General features: G+C 54.0%; 18 protein-coding genes. 3 read left to right on the forward strand and 15 right to left on the reverse strand.

All coding sequences use genetic code 11. From position 1 onward, the window contains the following. Position 1: 1 nt before the first annotated feature. The 11 genes from TIRI35C_RS02800 to hypA form a co-directional block, all read right to left on the reverse strand. Positions 2-400: a HEPN domain-containing protein gene (locus tag TIRI35C_RS02800; protein WP_188201647.1), complete on the reverse strand. Its 399-nt coding sequence runs from the start codon at positions 398-400 to the stop codon at positions 2-4. Further along, positions 397-723 (reverse strand): nucleotidyltransferase domain-containing protein, encoded by a 327-nt coding sequence (locus TIRI35C_RS02805; protein ID WP_188201648.1) that lies wholly within the window; start codon positions 721-723, stop codon positions 397-399. The genes TIRI35C_RS02800 and TIRI35C_RS02805 overlap by 4 nt, the downstream gene beginning before the upstream one ends. A 47-nt stretch (positions 724-770) precedes the next feature. Next, a complete protein-coding gene (gene hypF, locus TIRI35C_RS02810; RefSeq protein WP_188202978.1) occupies positions 771-3,089 on the reverse strand; it encodes a carbamoyltransferase HypF in 2,319 nt (772 codons plus the stop codon). A gap of 92 nt (positions 3,090-3,181) precedes the next feature. Further along, a complete protein-coding gene (gene hypD, locus TIRI35C_RS02815) occupies positions 3,182-4,300 on the reverse strand; it encodes a hydrogenase formation protein HypD (RefSeq protein WP_188201649.1) in 1,119 nt (372 codons plus the stop codon). Then, positions 4,297-4,521 carry a HypC/HybG/HupF family hydrogenase formation chaperone gene (locus tag TIRI35C_RS02820; protein ID WP_014012431.1) on the reverse strand — a complete coding sequence of 75 codons (225 nt, stop codon included), beginning with the start codon at positions 4,519-4,521 and terminating at the stop codon, positions 4,297-4,299. Before TIRI35C_RS02820 ends, hypD begins: the two co-directional genes overlap by 4 nt. 141 nt (positions 4,522-4,662) lie before the next feature. Further along, positions 4,663-4,896, reverse strand: coding sequence for a hypothetical protein (locus TIRI35C_RS02825; protein ID WP_188201650.1), 234 nt, complete (start codon positions 4,894-4,896; stop codon positions 4,663-4,665). Continuing rightward, positions 4,897-5,370, reverse strand: coding sequence for a hydrogenase 3 maturation endopeptidase HyCI (locus TIRI35C_RS02830; protein WP_188201651.1), 474 nt, complete (start codon positions 5,368-5,370; stop codon positions 4,897-4,899). A 4-nt stretch (positions 5,371-5,374) separates the two neighbouring features. Then, on the reverse strand, positions 5,375-5,746 hold the full coding sequence (locus TIRI35C_RS02835; protein ID WP_167891668.1) for a HEPN domain-containing protein: 372 nt from the start codon (positions 5,744-5,746) through the stop codon (positions 5,375-5,377). Next, positions 5,743-6,063 (reverse strand): nucleotidyltransferase domain-containing protein, encoded by a 321-nt coding sequence (locus TIRI35C_RS02840; RefSeq protein ID WP_188201652.1) that lies wholly within the window; start codon positions 6,061-6,063, stop codon positions 5,743-5,745. The genes TIRI35C_RS02835 and TIRI35C_RS02840 overlap by 4 nt, the downstream gene beginning before the upstream one ends. A gap of 47 nt (positions 6,064-6,110) precedes the next feature. Continuing rightward, a complete protein-coding gene (locus tag TIRI35C_RS02845; protein WP_188201653.1) occupies positions 6,111-6,854 on the reverse strand; it encodes an Mrp/NBP35 family ATP-binding protein in 744 nt (247 codons plus the stop codon). Beyond that, a complete protein-coding gene (hypA, locus tag TIRI35C_RS02850) occupies positions 6,851-7,270 on the reverse strand; it encodes a hydrogenase nickel incorporation protein HypA (RefSeq protein ID WP_188201654.1) in 420 nt (139 codons plus the stop codon). Before hypA ends, TIRI35C_RS02845 begins: the two co-directional genes overlap by 4 nt. A 285-nt stretch (positions 7,271-7,555) precedes the next feature. Here hypA and aor point away from each other — a divergent pair, with 285 nt between their 5' ends. Then, the gene (gene aor / locus TIRI35C_RS02855; RefSeq protein ID WP_188202979.1) at positions 7,556-9,376 is read left to right on the forward strand and encodes an aldehyde ferredoxin oxidoreductase; all 1,821 of its coding nucleotides are present in this window, start codon (positions 7,556-7,558) and stop codon (positions 9,374-9,376) included. A gap of 112 nt (positions 9,377-9,488) precedes the next feature. Continuing rightward, the gene (locus TIRI35C_RS02860; RefSeq protein WP_188201655.1) at positions 9,489-10,634 is read left to right on the forward strand and encodes a tungsten cofactor oxidoreductase radical SAM maturase; all 1,146 of its coding nucleotides are present in this window, start codon (positions 9,489-9,491) and stop codon (positions 10,632-10,634) included. A 16-nt stretch (positions 10,635-10,650) separates the two neighbouring features. On the opposite strand, the gene TIRI35C_RS02865 is transcribed toward TIRI35C_RS02860, so the two are convergent. Beyond that, on the reverse strand, positions 10,651-11,583 hold the full coding sequence (locus TIRI35C_RS02865; RefSeq protein WP_188201656.1) for a hypothetical protein: 933 nt from the start codon (positions 11,581-11,583) through the stop codon (positions 10,651-10,653). A gap of 109 nt (positions 11,584-11,692) precedes the next feature. Here TIRI35C_RS02865 and TIRI35C_RS02870 point away from each other — a divergent pair, with 109 nt between their 5' ends. Beyond that, positions 11,693-12,412, forward strand: coding sequence for a sulfite exporter TauE/SafE family protein (locus tag TIRI35C_RS02870; protein ID WP_188202980.1), 720 nt, complete (start codon positions 11,693-11,695; stop codon positions 12,410-12,412). Here TIRI35C_RS02870 and tdt read toward each other — a convergent pair. From tdt to TIRI35C_RS02885, 3 genes are all read right to left on the reverse strand, one after another. Further along, the gene (gene tdt, locus TIRI35C_RS02875) at positions 12,381-13,403 is read right to left on the reverse strand and encodes a TDT family transporter (RefSeq protein ID WP_188201657.1); all 1,023 of its coding nucleotides are present in this window, start codon (positions 13,401-13,403) and stop codon (positions 12,381-12,383) included. The genes TIRI35C_RS02870 and tdt overlap by 32 nt on opposite strands. Positions 13,404-13,447: 44 nt before the next feature. Further along, on the reverse strand, positions 13,448-13,819 hold the full coding sequence (locus TIRI35C_RS02880) for a NifB/NifX family molybdenum-iron cluster-binding protein (protein WP_188201658.1): 372 nt from the start codon (positions 13,817-13,819) through the stop codon (positions 13,448-13,450). Between the two features lie 85 nt (positions 13,820-13,904). Next, positions 13,905-14,864 carry a tetratricopeptide repeat protein gene (locus TIRI35C_RS02885; RefSeq protein WP_188201659.1) on the reverse strand — a complete coding sequence of 320 codons (960 nt, stop codon included), beginning with the start codon at positions 14,862-14,864 and terminating at the stop codon, positions 13,905-13,907. Positions 14,865-14,907: the final 43 nt, after the last annotated feature.

A 14,907-nucleotide genomic window follows, 5' to 3' on the forward strand; every position in this document is an offset into this window, starting at 1 on the left:
CTCATTCCCCCAGAAAACCCTTGGATAAGAGGTATTCCCTTGTGAAGTCAAGGAACTCCTCGGCGCGCCTTATTTCTTCGGCGGCTTCCTCCTTTGAGACATTCACCTCAAAGGAATAATCCGCAACCTGTCTTGTTCTAAACGCGAGGTTAATGTACGTGAGGTACTTTCTGGGAACCTCTCCACCCTTGACGAAATCCCTGCCGAAGAGTGCTATCGCCGATGAATGCTTTGAAACCTCTATGCCCTTTGTTCTGAGAAACGCCTCCACGCAGTAGAACATGGTGTAGTAAGCCCGAGACACCGCGAACTCAGGCATGTTCTCTTCGAGTAACTTTTTCGCTGCAAGCAGGCTTTTTTCTGCCTTTTCAAGCATCCTCTTGTACTCCCTGTGGCTCATATCTCCACACCTTCCCTCCTTGCGTTTATGATCAGTGGATCATAGACCATTTCGGGTTTCTCAGGATACGTGATCAGTGAGAAGACTACTCCATACCTTAGCACCAAGTCCGTCATGAGCTCGCCGATTTTCCATTCTTTTTCCCGATCCGGCCATTTCTTCACCACGATCAGAACGTCAACGTCGCTGTCTTCCCTTGCCTCTCCCCTCGCGTATGAGCCGAAGAGTATGACCTCCACCAGGTCATCTCCGAGGATTTCCTCCAGCTTTTCCTTAACCTCGCGGAGGATCTTTCCCAGTTCGTCTCTCTGGATTACCGGCATCAACCACACCCATTTAAATAGTTGTGTTTTTTAGTTAAATCCTTATCTCACAGCATCAAATCCTCCCTCGTCAGGTAGCCCTCAAGGTAAAGCCCCCCGAGAAAGGCTTGACCGACGTTTATTCCGTTGTCGCCGCGCGGGACCTCGTGTGTTGTGTGGAACTTCAGGCCAGCGGCCTCTACTATTTTCCTGACGGTCTTGACTATGAGCTCGTTGTAGGCAACGCCGCCGCTTATTCCGACGTTCTTGACACCGAACTCTCTTGCTCTCTTCACAGCTGTTTCAGCGAAGGCCCTTCCAAGGGCGAGATGTGCCGAGTAGGCTATGTCCGCGGGACTGGCGGTGTCAATGACGTCGAGTGCCTGCGAGAATAGCTCCTCAACCTTTATCAGCTCTCCCTCCACCGGAACCTCAAACTTCAGGTCGTTCTTGCCGCGCATCGCGAAGCTTTCCAGCTTCATTGCCGGCTCGCCCTCGTAGTGGCGCCTGTAGGCAACGTTGAGGAGAACCGAGAGGGCGTCGAGGACCCTGCCGGTTGAGGACGCGTAGCTCGTGTTGACCTCCTTCGCCAGCTGGGTCAGCACGACGTTGAACTCCACCTTTCCATAGCGGAGGCTCTCGATGGCCTTTGGGCAGCATCCCTCTATTATCCCCTCGAGCTCATCTATGCTATAGACCTTGCTCAGAATTCCCATCAGGGCCCTTAGTGGGTAGTAGCTGGCCAGATCTCCGCCCGGGAGCGGGTAGTAGTCTATGTGGGCCAATCTTTCAACGTCCTCGTAGCTCAGGTAGAGAACCTCTCCTCCCCAGGTGTGGCCGTCCGTCCCGTAGCCGACGCCGTCAACGGCTATACCTATCATCTCGTCCAGCTTCCTCTCGGCCAAAACGCTCGCTATGTGTGCGTAGTGGTGCTGCACCTGGAGGAACTCCACGTTTAGCTCGTTTGCCATCTCCATGGCGAGTTTAGTGGTGTTGTAGCTCGGGTGCAGGTCTGAAACGATGAGGTCGAACTCGTTCACGCGGAGAATTCTCTTGAAGTGTTCTATGGCCTTCTCCATGAACTCAAGGACTTCGATCTTCGAGGTATTCCCGATGTACTGGCTGGGGTAGACCTTCCCGTTCTTGGCGACGCCAAAGGCGTTGAGAAGCTCGGCTCCCACTGCTAAACCGCGGTAGTTGAAGGGTATCTCTATGGGTAGCGGCACGAAGCCGCGGGAGCGCCTTATCACCGCCCTTCTCCCGTTGACGAACCTGACGACGCTGTCATCCGCGCGGTTGAGTATCTCCCTGTTGTGGAGGAGGAAGTAGTCGGCAACGTCCTTTAACTCCTCGAAGGCCCGGTCGTTGTCCTTCACCATGGGCATGCCCGGGTAGTTGGCTGAAGTCATGACGTAAACCCTGCTCCTGCTCCAGTGGAAGAGTATGTAATGAGTTCCCGCGTAGGGGAGCATGACGCCTATGGTGTGCAGTCCCGGTGCGAGGTTTTCAGGCAGGGGAAACGGCTCCTTCTTGCGGAGGGTTATTATCGGTCTCCTGTAGGAGGTCAGCTCCTCAAGTTCTTCCCTGCTTAAGAAGGCGAACTCCTCAACCGTTTCGACGTCCTTCGCCATTATCGCGAAGGGCTTGGCTTTCCTAAAGGTTCTCCGCCTCAGCTCCGCGACTGCCTCCTCGTTGGCGGCGTCACAGGCAAGGTGGATTCCGCCTATCCCCTTGATGGCGACGATGTATCCCCTATCTATCAGCTCCGCCGCCCTCTTCAGCGGGTCTCCAATGATTTCCTCTCCGTCGTTCGTGTAGAGCCTGTAAGATGGCCCGCAGACCGGACAGCAGACTGGTTCCGCATGGTAGCGCCTGTTGAGCGGGTCTCGGTACTCGCTCTCGCAGTAGTCGCACATCGGGAACTCTCTCATCGTCGTGTTGATTCTATCGTAGGGGAGGTCTTCGATGATTGTAAACCTGGGTCCGCAGTTGGTGCAGACTATGAATGGGTACATGTAGCGCTTGTCGGTTGGGTCAAATAGCTCTCTCAGACAGTCGTCACATATCGCTATGTCCGGCGGGATTATTGAATCCCCACCCTCCCCGCCCAGGGAGCTCTTCTCGATGTAAAAGCGGTCGAAGCCCTGTGGAGGGAGCTCCTTCTTCTTTATCGTCTCTATCCGCGCGAGTGGGGGAAGCTTCTCCCTGAGGTCTCGCAGAAAAGACTCTATGTCCTCCTCCCTGCCCTCAACGACGATCTCAACGCCGGCATCGCCGAGGTTCTTGACGTAGCCCCTCAGGCTGTGCTCGTGGGCTATCCTGTAGACGAAGGGCCGGAAGCCGACGGCCTGAACGATGCCCTGAACGTGAAGCCTGTAAGCTTTCATTCCTCTCACCGGTTTCTTCTTCGTAATTCGGGCCTTTATAGGTTTCTAAAACCAAAAGTTAAAAACCGGAGAGGAGTTTTCAACCTTTGGTGTCAGAACAAAGCTCCGTACTTGTAGAAGATGCTGCATGTTCCCTCGTAGGAGACCATGCACGGCCCTATTGGACTCCTCGGCGTGCAGGTCTTGCCGAAGTGCGGGCACTGTGGGGGCAGCGCCAGACCGCGAAGGATGGCGCCGCAGATGCAGCCCTTTTCGAGGTCTGGAAGCTCCGGAACCTCTGGATCGTAGTACGTCCTTATCTCGAACTCCTTCCACCCCTTTCTCAGTTCGAGGCCGCTCTTCGGCATTATCCCAAGGGCGCGCCACCTGGCGTCCTTGACTTCGAAGAACTTCTCGATGAGCCTCTGAGCCGTTACGTTGCCCTCGTACTTTACAACCCTCGTGTACTCATTGAGTATCCTGACTTCGCCGTTCTTAACCATCCGTATGAGGAGCAGAATGGCCATCAGCATGTCCACAGGTTCAAAGCCCGCTATGACCTGAGGTATGCCGTAGTCGGTCGTTATGTACTCCCAGCCTTTGACGCCTATTATCGTTGAGACGTGACCCGGATCTATTAGCCCGTGGAAGCGCGTTCCGGCCTTCACGAGGGCCTCAACGGCCGGGGGAGTTAGGCGGTGGACGGAGTATATCTTGAAGTTCTCTAGGCCTTCTTCAACGACGGCGTTCAGCATTCCAGCGGCGGGAGCCGTTGTCGTCTCAAAACCGGGACTGAAGTGGACGACGGTTCTCTCCGGGTTCTCTTTGGCTATCTTGTAGGTGTCGAATATTGAGTAAACAACGCGCACGTCGTAACCCTCGCCCCTCAAATCCGCGAAGCTCCCGAGGGGAGTTGGTATTTTGTACATGTCCCCAAAGGTGGTCAGGATTATCCTGTCTCCCTCCGCGTAGGCCTCCTTCATAATCTCGCGCATCTTGGCGATGTCCTCGACCGGAGTTATGCAGACGGGACAGCCCGGCCCGCTGACTATCTTGACGTTCTCCGGAAGGAGGGAGCGTATCCCGGAGCGGGTTACAGTGTCTTCGTGCGTTCCGCAGACGTGCATGAACCGGAGCTCATCGAGGCCCTTCGCCTCCTCACGTATCTTCCTCACGACCTTCTGGGCCAGCTCCTTGTCCTTGAAGGCGTTCAGGACGTCGGCCACGTTCATCCCTCCAGGGCTCTCTCCACTTCGGCCCATGCTTCGAGTATCTCCAGTGCCCTTTCCTCGTCGAGCCTCTCTATTGCGAAACCCGTGTGAACTATGACGTAGTCCCCGACCCCTACCTCAGGGAGCAGATCGAGGCGAACCTCCCTCCTCACGCCCCCAAAGTCTACAACCGCGGTTTTTCCTGTGATTTCGATTATCCTTCCTGGAATCGCTAGGCACATTTTCTCTCACCTGTGATTAGTTCTCACAGGCCTTTTTAGGGATTTTTTAAACCTCTGGTTTTCAACCGCGGATCTAAAGCATGCTGCACCGAGAAAAGTTTTCAAGGGGAAGCTTCTCAGTGGGACGCCGCTGACTGAAGGTTAGCCATACCTCCGTCTGATCCACTGCTTCCGCATCTCCGGATAGTACACTATGACGGAGGCAGCGACGAATACGAGCGCCGGAAGGGACATCTCAGCGTACCACGCTAGAAACGCCAGCCCGAGAAACAGGTCCTTCAGGGTCTCGCTTCGATTTTCTTCGGCCCTGATGTCCAGGAGGAAGGCGAGGATAAACAGCGCTCCCGCGATGAGATACAGAGTCCTCCAATCCACTCAACCACCTCCAAGGGGCCTGGCTAGCGATTCTGCGAGTGTTTTCGCCCGTTCGATTATTACCTCGCTCGGCTCCTGGAAGAGGCCCAGAACGGCCGGCTGGCAACCGATGAGGACGAACTCCGCGTTGAGGCGCGTCTTCAGGTAGCCCACCAGAACCTTGAGCGGCAGGCTGTGGGTCGAGACCGCCTCTCCGAGCGTTCCTTCTGGGTCGGCGAGTATGACTTCACCGTGCTCCCCGCCGAAGTCAACTGCATCAACGAAGACCACCAGATCCGGCTCGAATTTTGTTATCTTCCCGGTGTAGCTCTCCGGAACCTCCCCGCAGTTGAGGATGAGAACGTTTGGGCTTTTCACCAGCTCCTTCAGCCTCTCGGCAACGAGGACGCCGAATGCATCGTCACCCCTAACCTCGTTCCCTATTCCGCAGACGACGACACGTTTCGCCTTTCTGAGGAGTTCGGAGAGTTTCATAAATTTATTCCCCCAGCCGTCGAATGATAAAATCCAGAACCTGTTTTGCAGTTTTTATTGCTTCCTCTGCTAGTTCTTTTGGCACAGGGTAGTAACCAGGATATCTAACCTCAACGGCAAAGTCCGAGAGGTAATGAGCTCCTAAGTTGTAGAGTTCTTCAAAAGAGGGGTCTATCTCTTTACATTTCTCAATAAGGTAAGCTATCTCATGAGTTCTTACCAGCGGTTTGTTGTTTTTGAGAAGGAATGCCTTTAGAAACTTTTCAACGGCCTGTTGGGCATGAAATGCAGCATAGTCAGGAATATCATTCTCCAATGCGAGTTCGGCTAACCTGAGGTCGTCTTCTCCCTTTCGTATCCAATCGAGATAACTCATACTGGGATACCCTCCCTAATGGCATAGTAGTATATGTACTCCTTAGAGTCCCTAAGCCTTTCAAGCTCCTCCTTGGATACAACGAGGATGTCCATGGCTAGGCCCTTCTTCGCAAGTCTTTTCCTTATTTCCCCGGTAAGATGCACTCTTTTTCTCCATTTCACTTGGTTCTCCGTGACGAGCAGAATGTCCCAGTCGCTGCCTTCTCTGGAGGTGCCCTTGGCCCTCGACCCAAAGAGTATTATCTCAACTACATTAACTCCCTGTTCCCTGCAGACGTTGATTACTGTGTCATGAATCAGCTTTCGCACTTCCATGCTTTCACCCATTAAGCCTTTGCAATGAAGAAAAGAAAAACCCTTCGCTAAATCTTCTCCGCGACTTTCCTTATCTTCTCCGCGAACTCGGTCTTCAGGAGCTCTTCAACGTTCCCAATCTTGGATTCGAGGTCCGGATAAAAGGGTATTCCGGCAAGGTATGGGACGTTGTAGCGCTCCGCGAGCTTTTTAACATCCTTTTCGTCGAGTTGCCCCGGACGGAGAACCATGTTCTCGACGACTCCTATGATTCTGTGCTCCCTCTCCCTGAGCAGGGTCAAAAGCTTCTCAACAACGTTCATGGAGAGCTTTGACGGCGTTGCAACGACGAGGAACTCGCCCCTCTTGAGGAACCTCAGCACGTCGAGGAACTGGTCGCCGAGGCCGGGGGGCATGTCTATGATGAGGTAGTCCAGCTCGTCCCAGCGCGTTATGGCGAGGAGCTCGATGAGGGCATCGCTTATCTCCATGCCCCTCATGGGTGTGGGTTTGTCCTCGGAGTAGTAGACGATGCTCATGAACTTTATTCCGTGAACCGTCGGCGGGATTACACCGTACTCCTCCTCGGGGAACTCCTTGGGCTCGAAGCCGAGAATCACGTGGTCGCTCGCGCCGTGGAAGTCGAGGTCAAGCAGTCCAACCTTGTAACCCTTCTCCGCCAGAACAAGGGCGAGGGTTGTTGAGACGAGCGACTTTCCAACGCCGCCCTTCCCGCTGACGACGGGGATTATGCGCTTCACCTTTTCAAGCCTGCCCTCTATGCCCTTGACGCGGGGGTCTATGCTTATCATGCCTCTCCCTCCTTCTCGATCTTTATGCCGCTTATGTAAACTCCCCTACCCTGGACGACCTCGAAGTCCCTGCTACCGCACTTCGGACAGGCGAGGAAGGCGTGAACAACTTCGGGGATGAAGTGTATGTCCTCCTTTATGCGCTCGTCGAAGTTTCCTTTGACCTCCTTCAGCTTCCACTCGTGACCGCAGTTGCGGCACTTAAAAACCGCCTCTTCCTCGATGAACTCTATCTCTGCCCCCTCTCCTATCGTCCCCTTGAGGAGCTCCTTCATTGCGAACTCGACTATCTCGGCGTTGACGTCCTGGAGTTCGCCGAGAACGACCTGGATCGCGAGGAGCTTTGACGCGCCTTCCCTTTCAGCGTAATCTAAGGCAGTTCTAACTATACCATCTGCCAGTGCCCACTCGTGCATGACACCACCGCTAGAATGTTCTCTTCGTCATTTATAAGTGGCTGCGTTATAAACCATAGGTGAACATCGAGGTTGATCCTGTCCCGTGGTCTCGATGTCTTCTCCGCATTCTGTGAATCCTGCGGAGGTTTAAACACGGGGAAGATCTGAGGGTTTACAACGGTTATTTGCTCATTATTCCCCGTCGATGTCAACATACCTGTTTAACACATTTGTTTTCGCAACCTCCTTTATTTTCGCCAATATTTATAGGCATTAATGTCCATTTATTCTTTGGCGATGTCCATGTATGGCAACTGGGGTAAGTTTCTGCGTGTAAACCTCTCCACGGGAGAGGTTAAGGTTGAGGAGTACGACGAGGAACTGGCCAAGAAGTGGCTTGGCAGCAGGGGACTGGCAATATACCTTCTTCTGAAAGAGATGGATCCGAAGGTGGACCCCCTGAGCCCCGAGAACAAGCTGATAATTACACCCGGACCGCTGAGCGGAACCAGTGCCCCAACGGGTGGAAGGTACAACGTTGTTACCAAGAGTCCTCAGACTGGGTTCATAACGATGTCAAACTCTGGCGGTTACTTCGGCGCCGAGCTGAAGTTCGCCGGCTGGGATGCCATAGTCATTGAGGGCAAGGCGGAGAAGCCTGTCTACATATATATCAAAGATGAGAACGTTGAGATACGTGATGCGAGCCATCTATGGGGCAAGATTGTCAGCGAGACGGAGGAAGCGCTTAGAAAGGAAATCGGAAGTAAGAGGCTCCGCATCACCAGCATAGGGCCTGCGGGAGAGAATCTTGTCAAGTTCGCGGCCATCGTCAATGACGGCCACCGTGCCGCGGGAAGGGCAGGTGTTGGAGCCGTTATGGGAAGCAAGAACCTCAAGGCTATAGCGGTGGAAGGAAGCAAGAGGGTTCCCATTGCGGACAAGCAGAAGTTCATGCTGGTCGTTAAGGAGAAGGTTAACAAGCTGAGGAACGACCCCGTTGCCGGCGGAGGCCTTCCAAAGTACGGAACCGCGGTTCTCGTTAACATCATAAACTCCAACGGCCTTTATCCCGTCCGCAACTTCCAGACCGGTGTCTTTGAGTACGCGGAAGAGCAGAGCGGCGAGGGCATGACCGCCAAGTATCTGATCAGAAACCAGCCGTGCTATGCCTGCCCCATTGGATGTGGCAGGGTCAACAAGCTACCGAGCGTTGGTGTTACCGAGGGGCCGGAGTACGAGAGCATCTGGGCCCTGGGAGCCAACCTGGGCATAAACGACCTGGCCAGCATAATCGAGGCCAACCACTTCTGTGATGAATACGGTCTCGACACGATCTCGACGGGTGGAACGCTGGCCACGGCCATGGAGCTATGGGATAAGGGCCTTCTCAAGCCCGAGGACGTTGGGGAGGACGCGCCGCCCTTCAGATGGGGCAACACGGAGGTTCTTCACTACTACATCGAGAAGATCGCTTACAGGAAGGACTTCGGCGACAAGCTCGCCGAGGGCGGCTACCGCCTGGCTGAGATGTTCAACGGAACCGCGTACTTTATGGGCGTTAAGAAGCTCGAGCTCCCTGCTTATGACCCAAGGGGAGCAGAGGGACACGGTCTTGGCTACGCCACCAACAACCGCGGCGGCTGTCACATAAAGAACTACATGATAAGCCCTGAGATACTCGGCTACCCATACAAGATGGATCCGCACGACATAAGTGACGATAAGGTCAACATGCTGATAGTCTTCCAGAACCTCAGCGCGGTCATCGATGCCGCCGGCCTGTGTCTCTTCACGACCTTTGGCCTCGGCGCGGATGACTTCAGAGACCTCCTCAACGCGGCCCTTGGCTGGGACTTCTCGACGGAGGAGTACCTCAAGATAGGCGAGCGCATCTGGAACGCCGAGAGAATATTCAACCTCAAGGCTGGTCTCGACCCGGAGAGGGACGACAGCCTGCCGAAGCGCTTCCTTGAGGAGCCCATGCCAGAGGGTCCGAACAAGGGCCACGTCGTCAGGCTCAAGGAGATGCTGCCGCGCTACTACGCTCTCCGCGGCTGGACCCCGGACGGAAAGGTTCCACCGGAGAAAGCGAAGGAGCTTGGCATTGAGGAATTCCTGTGAATTCTTTTATCTTTTACACACTTTTATCCAGTAAGGTTTTTAGCGCCTTCTACTGAGATGATGCTTTAAGGTGGTAACATGATGTCCGGCAGTCTCGCCGGAGGCGGTTGAGATGGGAATAAAACTCGATAAGGAGTACACTTTCACCCTGTGGGACGGAAAGGTCATAGTCAGGCCGAAGCTCGATATGAAGTATCTCTACATAGAGACTACAAGCCGATGCAATCTGAAGTGCGAGATGTGCTTCAAGCAGTACTGGGAGGACAGCGAGGGTGACATGGACTGGGAGCTTTTTATCAAGATACTCGACGATGCCGAGGAGTTTCCTGAGCTTAGAATGATATACTTCGGTGGAATCGGTGAACCCTCGGTTCATCCGCGTTTCATGGACATGGTGCGTGAGGTCAAGAGGCGCGGCTTTGCCCTCGGCATGAGCAGCAACGGAACACTCCTTACGGACAGCATGCTTCGGGAATTCGCCGAACTCGGCGTTGAGCTGATATACTTCTCCATGGACACCGTCCCAACGGTTCAGAACGCAATAACCCTGGGGCATATCGCGGCTGCTGTTACCGCGGATAAGATAAAAAAGCTCGTGAAATACCGGGCGGAGGCTGGAACCCACAGGCCTAGCATAGGCGTCGAGGTCGTCCTGACGAAGGAGAACTACAGGGAACTGCCGGATCTTGCGAGGTACCTTAAAGACCTTGGCGTCGATGCCCTGCTTGTTTCGAACCTTCTTCCAATGACCGAGGAGCAGGTCGATGACATCATATATGACGGGAGCGTTGAGATTGAACCCATAGTGGACGAACTCTACAAGGTCGCCCACGAGGGCCTCTATGTGAAGATACCATACTTCGAGCTGAAGACCGAGCGGCAGTGTGATTTCGACGAGAACAACGTGGCCGTTATCAGGTGGGATGGGGAGGTTGCCCCCTGCTACCGCTTCCTTCACACCTACTACGAGTACATCTTTGGCAGAAAGAAGAAGGTGAACGCGTACTCTTTTGGAAACGTCCGCGAGAAGAGCCTCGCCGAGATATGGACCAGCGAAAGATACACATGGTTCCGCTTTACAATGAAGAACTACATGTACCCCTCGTGTACTGACTGTCCCCTTCAGGACTCCTGTGACTTCGTGAAAACGAGCGACATCGACTGCTGGGGCAACGAGCCGAGCTGTGCCGACTGTCTTTGGGCCAGAAGGATCGTTCAGTGCCCTATCCCCCAGTACATGTTCGGGAAGTTCTTCTGAGCGTTGAAGTTCACGTTCACCGAAAATGCCCGATGACAGACACTCCCCTAAGCTTCCACGCGAGAACCGCAAAGGTGACCACGCCTAGGAGGGCCTCACCCCTCACGCCGTTGAGCTCTAGGATTACATCGTAGGGCACGAGCCAGAAGGCCAGGAAGCCCAGGGCCAGGGCATACTTTCTCCTCTCGTCCAGATGGGAGGGTGTGGAGTAGAAGTGGAGGGTTACCAGAAGTCCGAGGACAGAGGGCACAACGGGGTGTACTGAGGAATGGGGGAAGGCTGTGAAGATAAAGAACAACGCGAAGGAGACAGTGAAGCCATAGACGAAGGGATGTCTCCTTGGAATGCCGCGCTTGAAGAGAGTCTCCCTTTTTACCTTCCTTGCAAGGATCAGCAGGAGCACCGTGAGGAGAATGGTGAGGGAATACTGAACTGCCGGCGGGCGGTACTGGGCCAGGAACGCTGAGAACACCGCAGCGGAGGCTCCGAAAGAGAGTGCCGCCACGGTTATCCCCCGCGTTCCAAGGAGTGTTTCATTGGAGAACTCTGGATAGAGGGCATCGACAACCATTATCGGCATCGCTATGCTCATCAGGGAGTGAAACATCGTCAGCCACACCGCCCAGACTGCGTTAACTCCCCATACCCTCCCATAAACGCTGAAAACGTCCAGGTCTGGCCATTTCGGATTGAACCACGACTTTATGACGAGCCCCTCCTCCACGATTCCATAGACAAAGCCGAGGAGCATGAGCCTAACGTAGTTCCTCCCCCACCTGATCCAGGCCTCGCGGACGAGGAGAACGCCAGCACCGTAGTAGGCCCACAGAAACGGAAACGAGAGGGGATTCGTGAGGACTTCTAGGGGTGGGGTAGAACCGCTCAGCACCTCTGCGAAGAAGGGCGAGATTAGCGAGAGGACTAAAGCGACCCTGGTTTTGGGGTTCATGTATTGAACTCGACTCTCCTGTTTAACACCTTTTTGGATGAGAAAATTTTTAAATGAGGTTCTTCTCATTTTGTTTGGGTGACCTAAAACGAACTACCCTGAACTCGCACTGATTGCCTTTATCCTCAGTATCGTCTTCTCGATAGGGGGTGTTGGTTCTGCAATAGCCATAGTCCCGGTCATGGGCTGGCTTGGGGTTCCTCTCATGACCGCGAAACCAACCGGTCTGTTCATCAACACACTCTCAATGCTCTCCGCAACGCTGAAGAACATCAGACATGGCAAGCTCGACGTTCGATTCGGCCTGCCAATCCTCATCATGGCCACGGCTATGTCTCCGATTGGTGCATACTCCGGGAAGTTCATACCTCATCGCATTGTCCTTGTCGTTTTCGTGCTCTTCCTGCTTTACTCGGGCACGATGATGCTCTTTTTCCGGCCCAGAAAGCGGAGGGGAGGGGGAAACCACGTCATTGAAGGCTCGCTCATCGGTGGAATAGCAGGCTTTCTGGGTGGACTCCTCGGTGTTGGGGGAGGCGGAATAATCAGTCCCGCATTGATACTTCTCGGCTACGAGCCAAAGAAAGTTGCCTCGACAACGGCTTTAATCGTCTTCTTTTCCTCCCTCAGCGGTTTCTTAACATACTGGGGTATGGGAACTTTGGACTTAAAACTGCTCCTCTGGGTCTCCGTTCCTGCAATAGTCGGGGGCTGGCTTGGAACGCACCTGATGCACTTTAAGATGAGCTCCGACCAGGTGAAAAAGATGATAGGGGTCATAATGTACCTCATAGCCCTTAAGACGCTTCTCGTTGCTCTGAACCTCTGAAGGCGAAGTTTCTGAGCGTAAGACCTCCAGTGACCAGCCATATCGCCAGGAGGAGCCAGTAGAGGACGAATCCAAAGTCTGTGATGGCGTTTATCCCGAAGGTTGTCCCTACGTTGAAGGTCGCGCTGACGTAGGCTCCAAGCGGGAATATGAAGGCCCACCAGGCGAGGCTGTAGGGGAGGTTGAGCTTCCTGAGGTAGTGGAGCGTCATCAGAATCGCCATGAGAAGCCACCATATTCCAAAACCCCAGAGGAGCAGTCCAAAGACTAAGAAAGGCTCCTTTACCGTTACGAAGTCGCTCGCCTTTATTAGCGCGTAGAGGGTTGAAGTTCCGGCTCCGATGGGTCCGAGGTTTATCCATACTGCGGGCGCCATACCGCATGGCAGGGGTTCGTGGGCTATGAACCTGTGCATGACTATCGCAAAGAGCGCCAGGTAGAGAAAGAAGCCGGAGCCCCAGGCAAAGTAGTTTATCGCATATGTGGCCTCCCTGGCGGCTCCAGCGAGTGTTGAGGCTATCACCGAGCCGCTGAGTGGAATCACTATCAATCCGACCGGGGGAATAAACCACGCGGGGGTCACGGTTCTGATGTCTATTTCCCCCTCGATAAACATCAGGTATGGAATCAGCAGGGCAAAGAACACCGTGAGAACTGTTCCTGTGGCCCAGAATACCACTGCAACGAATTCCCTCCGGAGGATGAAAAGGTAGTCCGCTGAGAGGACGAGCATTGCCACCGCTATTGTGCCGTAGAAGTGGCATATGACGGGATGCCTCAAGTCACCGAGGGCGTCTTCTCTATATCTTAGCCACCTCAGAACCCAGGGCACCAGCAGGACGAAGAACAGAACGGTGTTGATGTAAGTCAGAAGCTCTGCGAATTTTCCGAGGGGTGGGAGTTTCCCCGAGTATGCCTCGCTCACGAGCGCTAGAGCACCGGTTCCCATAACGCTCGCGAACCAGCTCGGTGCGAAGTCTTTGATTCCCATACGACCACCAAATTAAATGAAAAAAATTTCATTTAAAAACTTTTTCACTGGTGCTTCGTCGCCTCTATCCTCTCCCTCCAGTGGGGGTCGACCTCAAGAACCTGGTGTATGAAGGCCTCAACGACGTCTTTAACCCTCCCGTAGGCCCCGGTGACGACGGTTATTCCAAGGCCCTCGAAGTATGCCATGGCCTTTCCCCCCATCCCGTAGGCAAGCACAACTTCCCCACCGTGCTCCTTCACGAAGTTTGGGATGTCACCTGGGCCGTGCTCTTCGAAGGGAACCTCGACGACCTCGAAACCTTTGATGGTGGCATCATCGACCTCAACGAACGCGAAATATTTTGCCCTGCCAAAGTGCTCACAGACCTCGCTCTCCAGCCCTCTATCATCCTTAAGGGGGACCGCGATTCTCATGGAACCACCAATACTATGAAAAAATCTTCAAATATAAAGTTTGTGCATATGCACACACCTGTCCTGAGAGAAGATAAAAGGGGAATCAGAGCTCCGCCTCACCGAGGAACTCCAGGAGGTCAAGCAGGCGCTGGTCCTTGACCTTTTCCAGGGCTTTGCTTGCTTCCTCTCCCTCTATTTTGCCGTCCTTGTAGAGGGCTATCGCCTTCACGGCCTCGAAGAAGTCCGCCAGCTCCGGCATTGCTTTGGCGAACATATCCATGTGCAGGTAAACCGTCTCGAAGTCGTCCTCAAGGAACAGCTGCCAGAGGACGTCCATCAGCGAACCGAAGGCGATATCCTCGTAGTCGCTTCCTCTGGCATGAATCAGTGCGTAGAGGCACTCCTGCAAAGCGGCATCGTAGTTCTCGTCCTCCTCAAATATCTCCTCGAAGCTGAGGTGTATCTCAACGAGGAGGTCGCTCTTGTCTAAGACCCTTGGTAGAAGACCGGCGAGCATTGCCTTTGCCTCGTAGGTTTCCCCGGATTCGAAGAGAACGTACGCCTTGTGGATGGCTATCCTCAGAACCTCGTCCTCGTTTTCGAGCTCGCGGTATATCTCCTCCGCCTTTTCCATGAGCCCTATGGCCTTCTCGTACTCCTGGAGTTCCTCGTGGATGAGTGCCATGGCGTAGTAGATTTTCGCTATGTTCTCCCTGTTCCCCTTCTCGGTCTCCTCTTCAAGCAGTGCCCTGTAAAGGTCGAGGCCCTTTTCAAGCTCCCCTATCAGGTAATAGAGGTCGGCAAGCTCGAACTTTACCTCAAAGGTGTCCTTCTCCTCGGCCATCTTTTCAAACTCGCTCAGCTTGTCTATGCCCAGAAGCTCGTGGAAGTAGTAAACGGTGAGCTTGTACAGTTCGAAATCTCCACACTCCAGGGCGAGCTTTTCGGCCTTTTCGAGGACTTCCTTAAGCTCCTCGTCGCCCAGCTCGTCAACCCTGTGGTACAGAAGGGTTGCAACCTTTTTGCAGTCCTTTTCCTCGATTGCCTTCAGAATCTCCTCCATCTCAGAACACCTCAGAATAATTAGCCGTCAGGAGGTATTTAAC

The sequence above is a fragment of the Thermococcus camini genome, assembly GCF_904067545.1.
Lineage (GTDB): Archaea > Methanobacteriota_B > Thermococci > Thermococcales > Thermococcaceae > Thermococcus > Thermococcus camini.

What these genes read in the sequence shown, in the direction of transcription:
- TIRI35C_RS02830 (WP_188201651.1), bottom strand. Translation starts at nt 5,370, where the DNA reads ATGAAACTCTCCGAACTCCTCAGAAAGGCGAAACGTGTCGTCGTCTGC.
- TIRI35C_RS02805 (WP_188201648.1), bottom strand. Translation starts at nt 723, where the DNA reads ATGCCGGTAATCCAGAGAGACGAACTGGGAAAGATCCTCCGCGAGGTT.
- TIRI35C_RS02880 (WP_188201658.1), bottom strand. Translation starts at nt 13,819, where the DNA reads ATGAGAATCGCGGTCCCCCTTAAGGATGATAGAGGGCTGGAGAGCGAG.
- hypA (WP_188201654.1), bottom strand. Translation starts at nt 7,270, where the DNA reads ATGCACGAGTGGGCACTGGCAGATGGTATAGTTAGAACTGCCTTAGAT.
- TIRI35C_RS02800 (WP_188201647.1), bottom strand. Translation starts at nt 400, where the DNA reads ATGAGCCACAGGGAGTACAAGAGGATGCTTGAAAAGGCAGAAAAAAGC.
- aor (WP_188202979.1), top strand. Translation starts at nt 7,556, where the DNA reads ATGTATGGCAACTGGGGTAAGTTTCTGCGTGTAAACCTCTCCACGGGA.
- tdt (WP_188201657.1), bottom strand. Translation starts at nt 13,403, where the DNA reads ATGGGAATCAAAGACTTCGCACCGAGCTGGTTCGCGAGCGTTATGGGA.
- TIRI35C_RS02845 (WP_188201653.1), bottom strand. Translation starts at nt 6,854, where the DNA reads ATGATAAGCATAGACCCCCGCGTCAAGGGCATAGAGGGCAGGCTTGAA.
- TIRI35C_RS02865 (WP_188201656.1), bottom strand. Translation starts at nt 11,583, where the DNA reads ATGAACCCCAAAACCAGGGTCGCTTTAGTCCTCTCGCTAATCTCGCCC.
- hypD (WP_188201649.1), bottom strand. Translation starts at nt 4,300, where the DNA reads ATGAACGTGGCCGACGTCCTGAACGCCTTCAAGGACAAGGAGCTGGCC.
- TIRI35C_RS02840 (WP_188201652.1), bottom strand. Translation starts at nt 6,063, where the DNA reads ATGGAAGTGCGAAAGCTGATTCATGACACAGTAATCAACGTCTGCAGG.
- TIRI35C_RS02820 (WP_014012431.1), bottom strand. Translation starts at nt 4,521, where the DNA reads ATGTGCCTAGCGATTCCAGGAAGGATAATCGAAATCACAGGAAAAACC.
- TIRI35C_RS02860 (WP_188201655.1), top strand. Translation starts at nt 9,489, where the DNA reads ATGGGAATAAAACTCGATAAGGAGTACACTTTCACCCTGTGGGACGGA.
- TIRI35C_RS02835 (WP_167891668.1), bottom strand. Translation starts at nt 5,746, where the DNA reads ATGAGTTATCTCGATTGGATACGAAAGGGAGAAGACGACCTCAGGTTA.
- hypF (WP_188202978.1), bottom strand. Translation starts at nt 3,089, where the DNA reads ATGAAAGCTTACAGGCTTCACGTTCAGGGCATCGTTCAGGCCGTCGGC.
- TIRI35C_RS02885 (WP_188201659.1), bottom strand. Translation starts at nt 14,864, where the DNA reads ATGGAGGAGATTCTGAAGGCAATCGAGGAAAAGGACTGCAAAAAGGTT.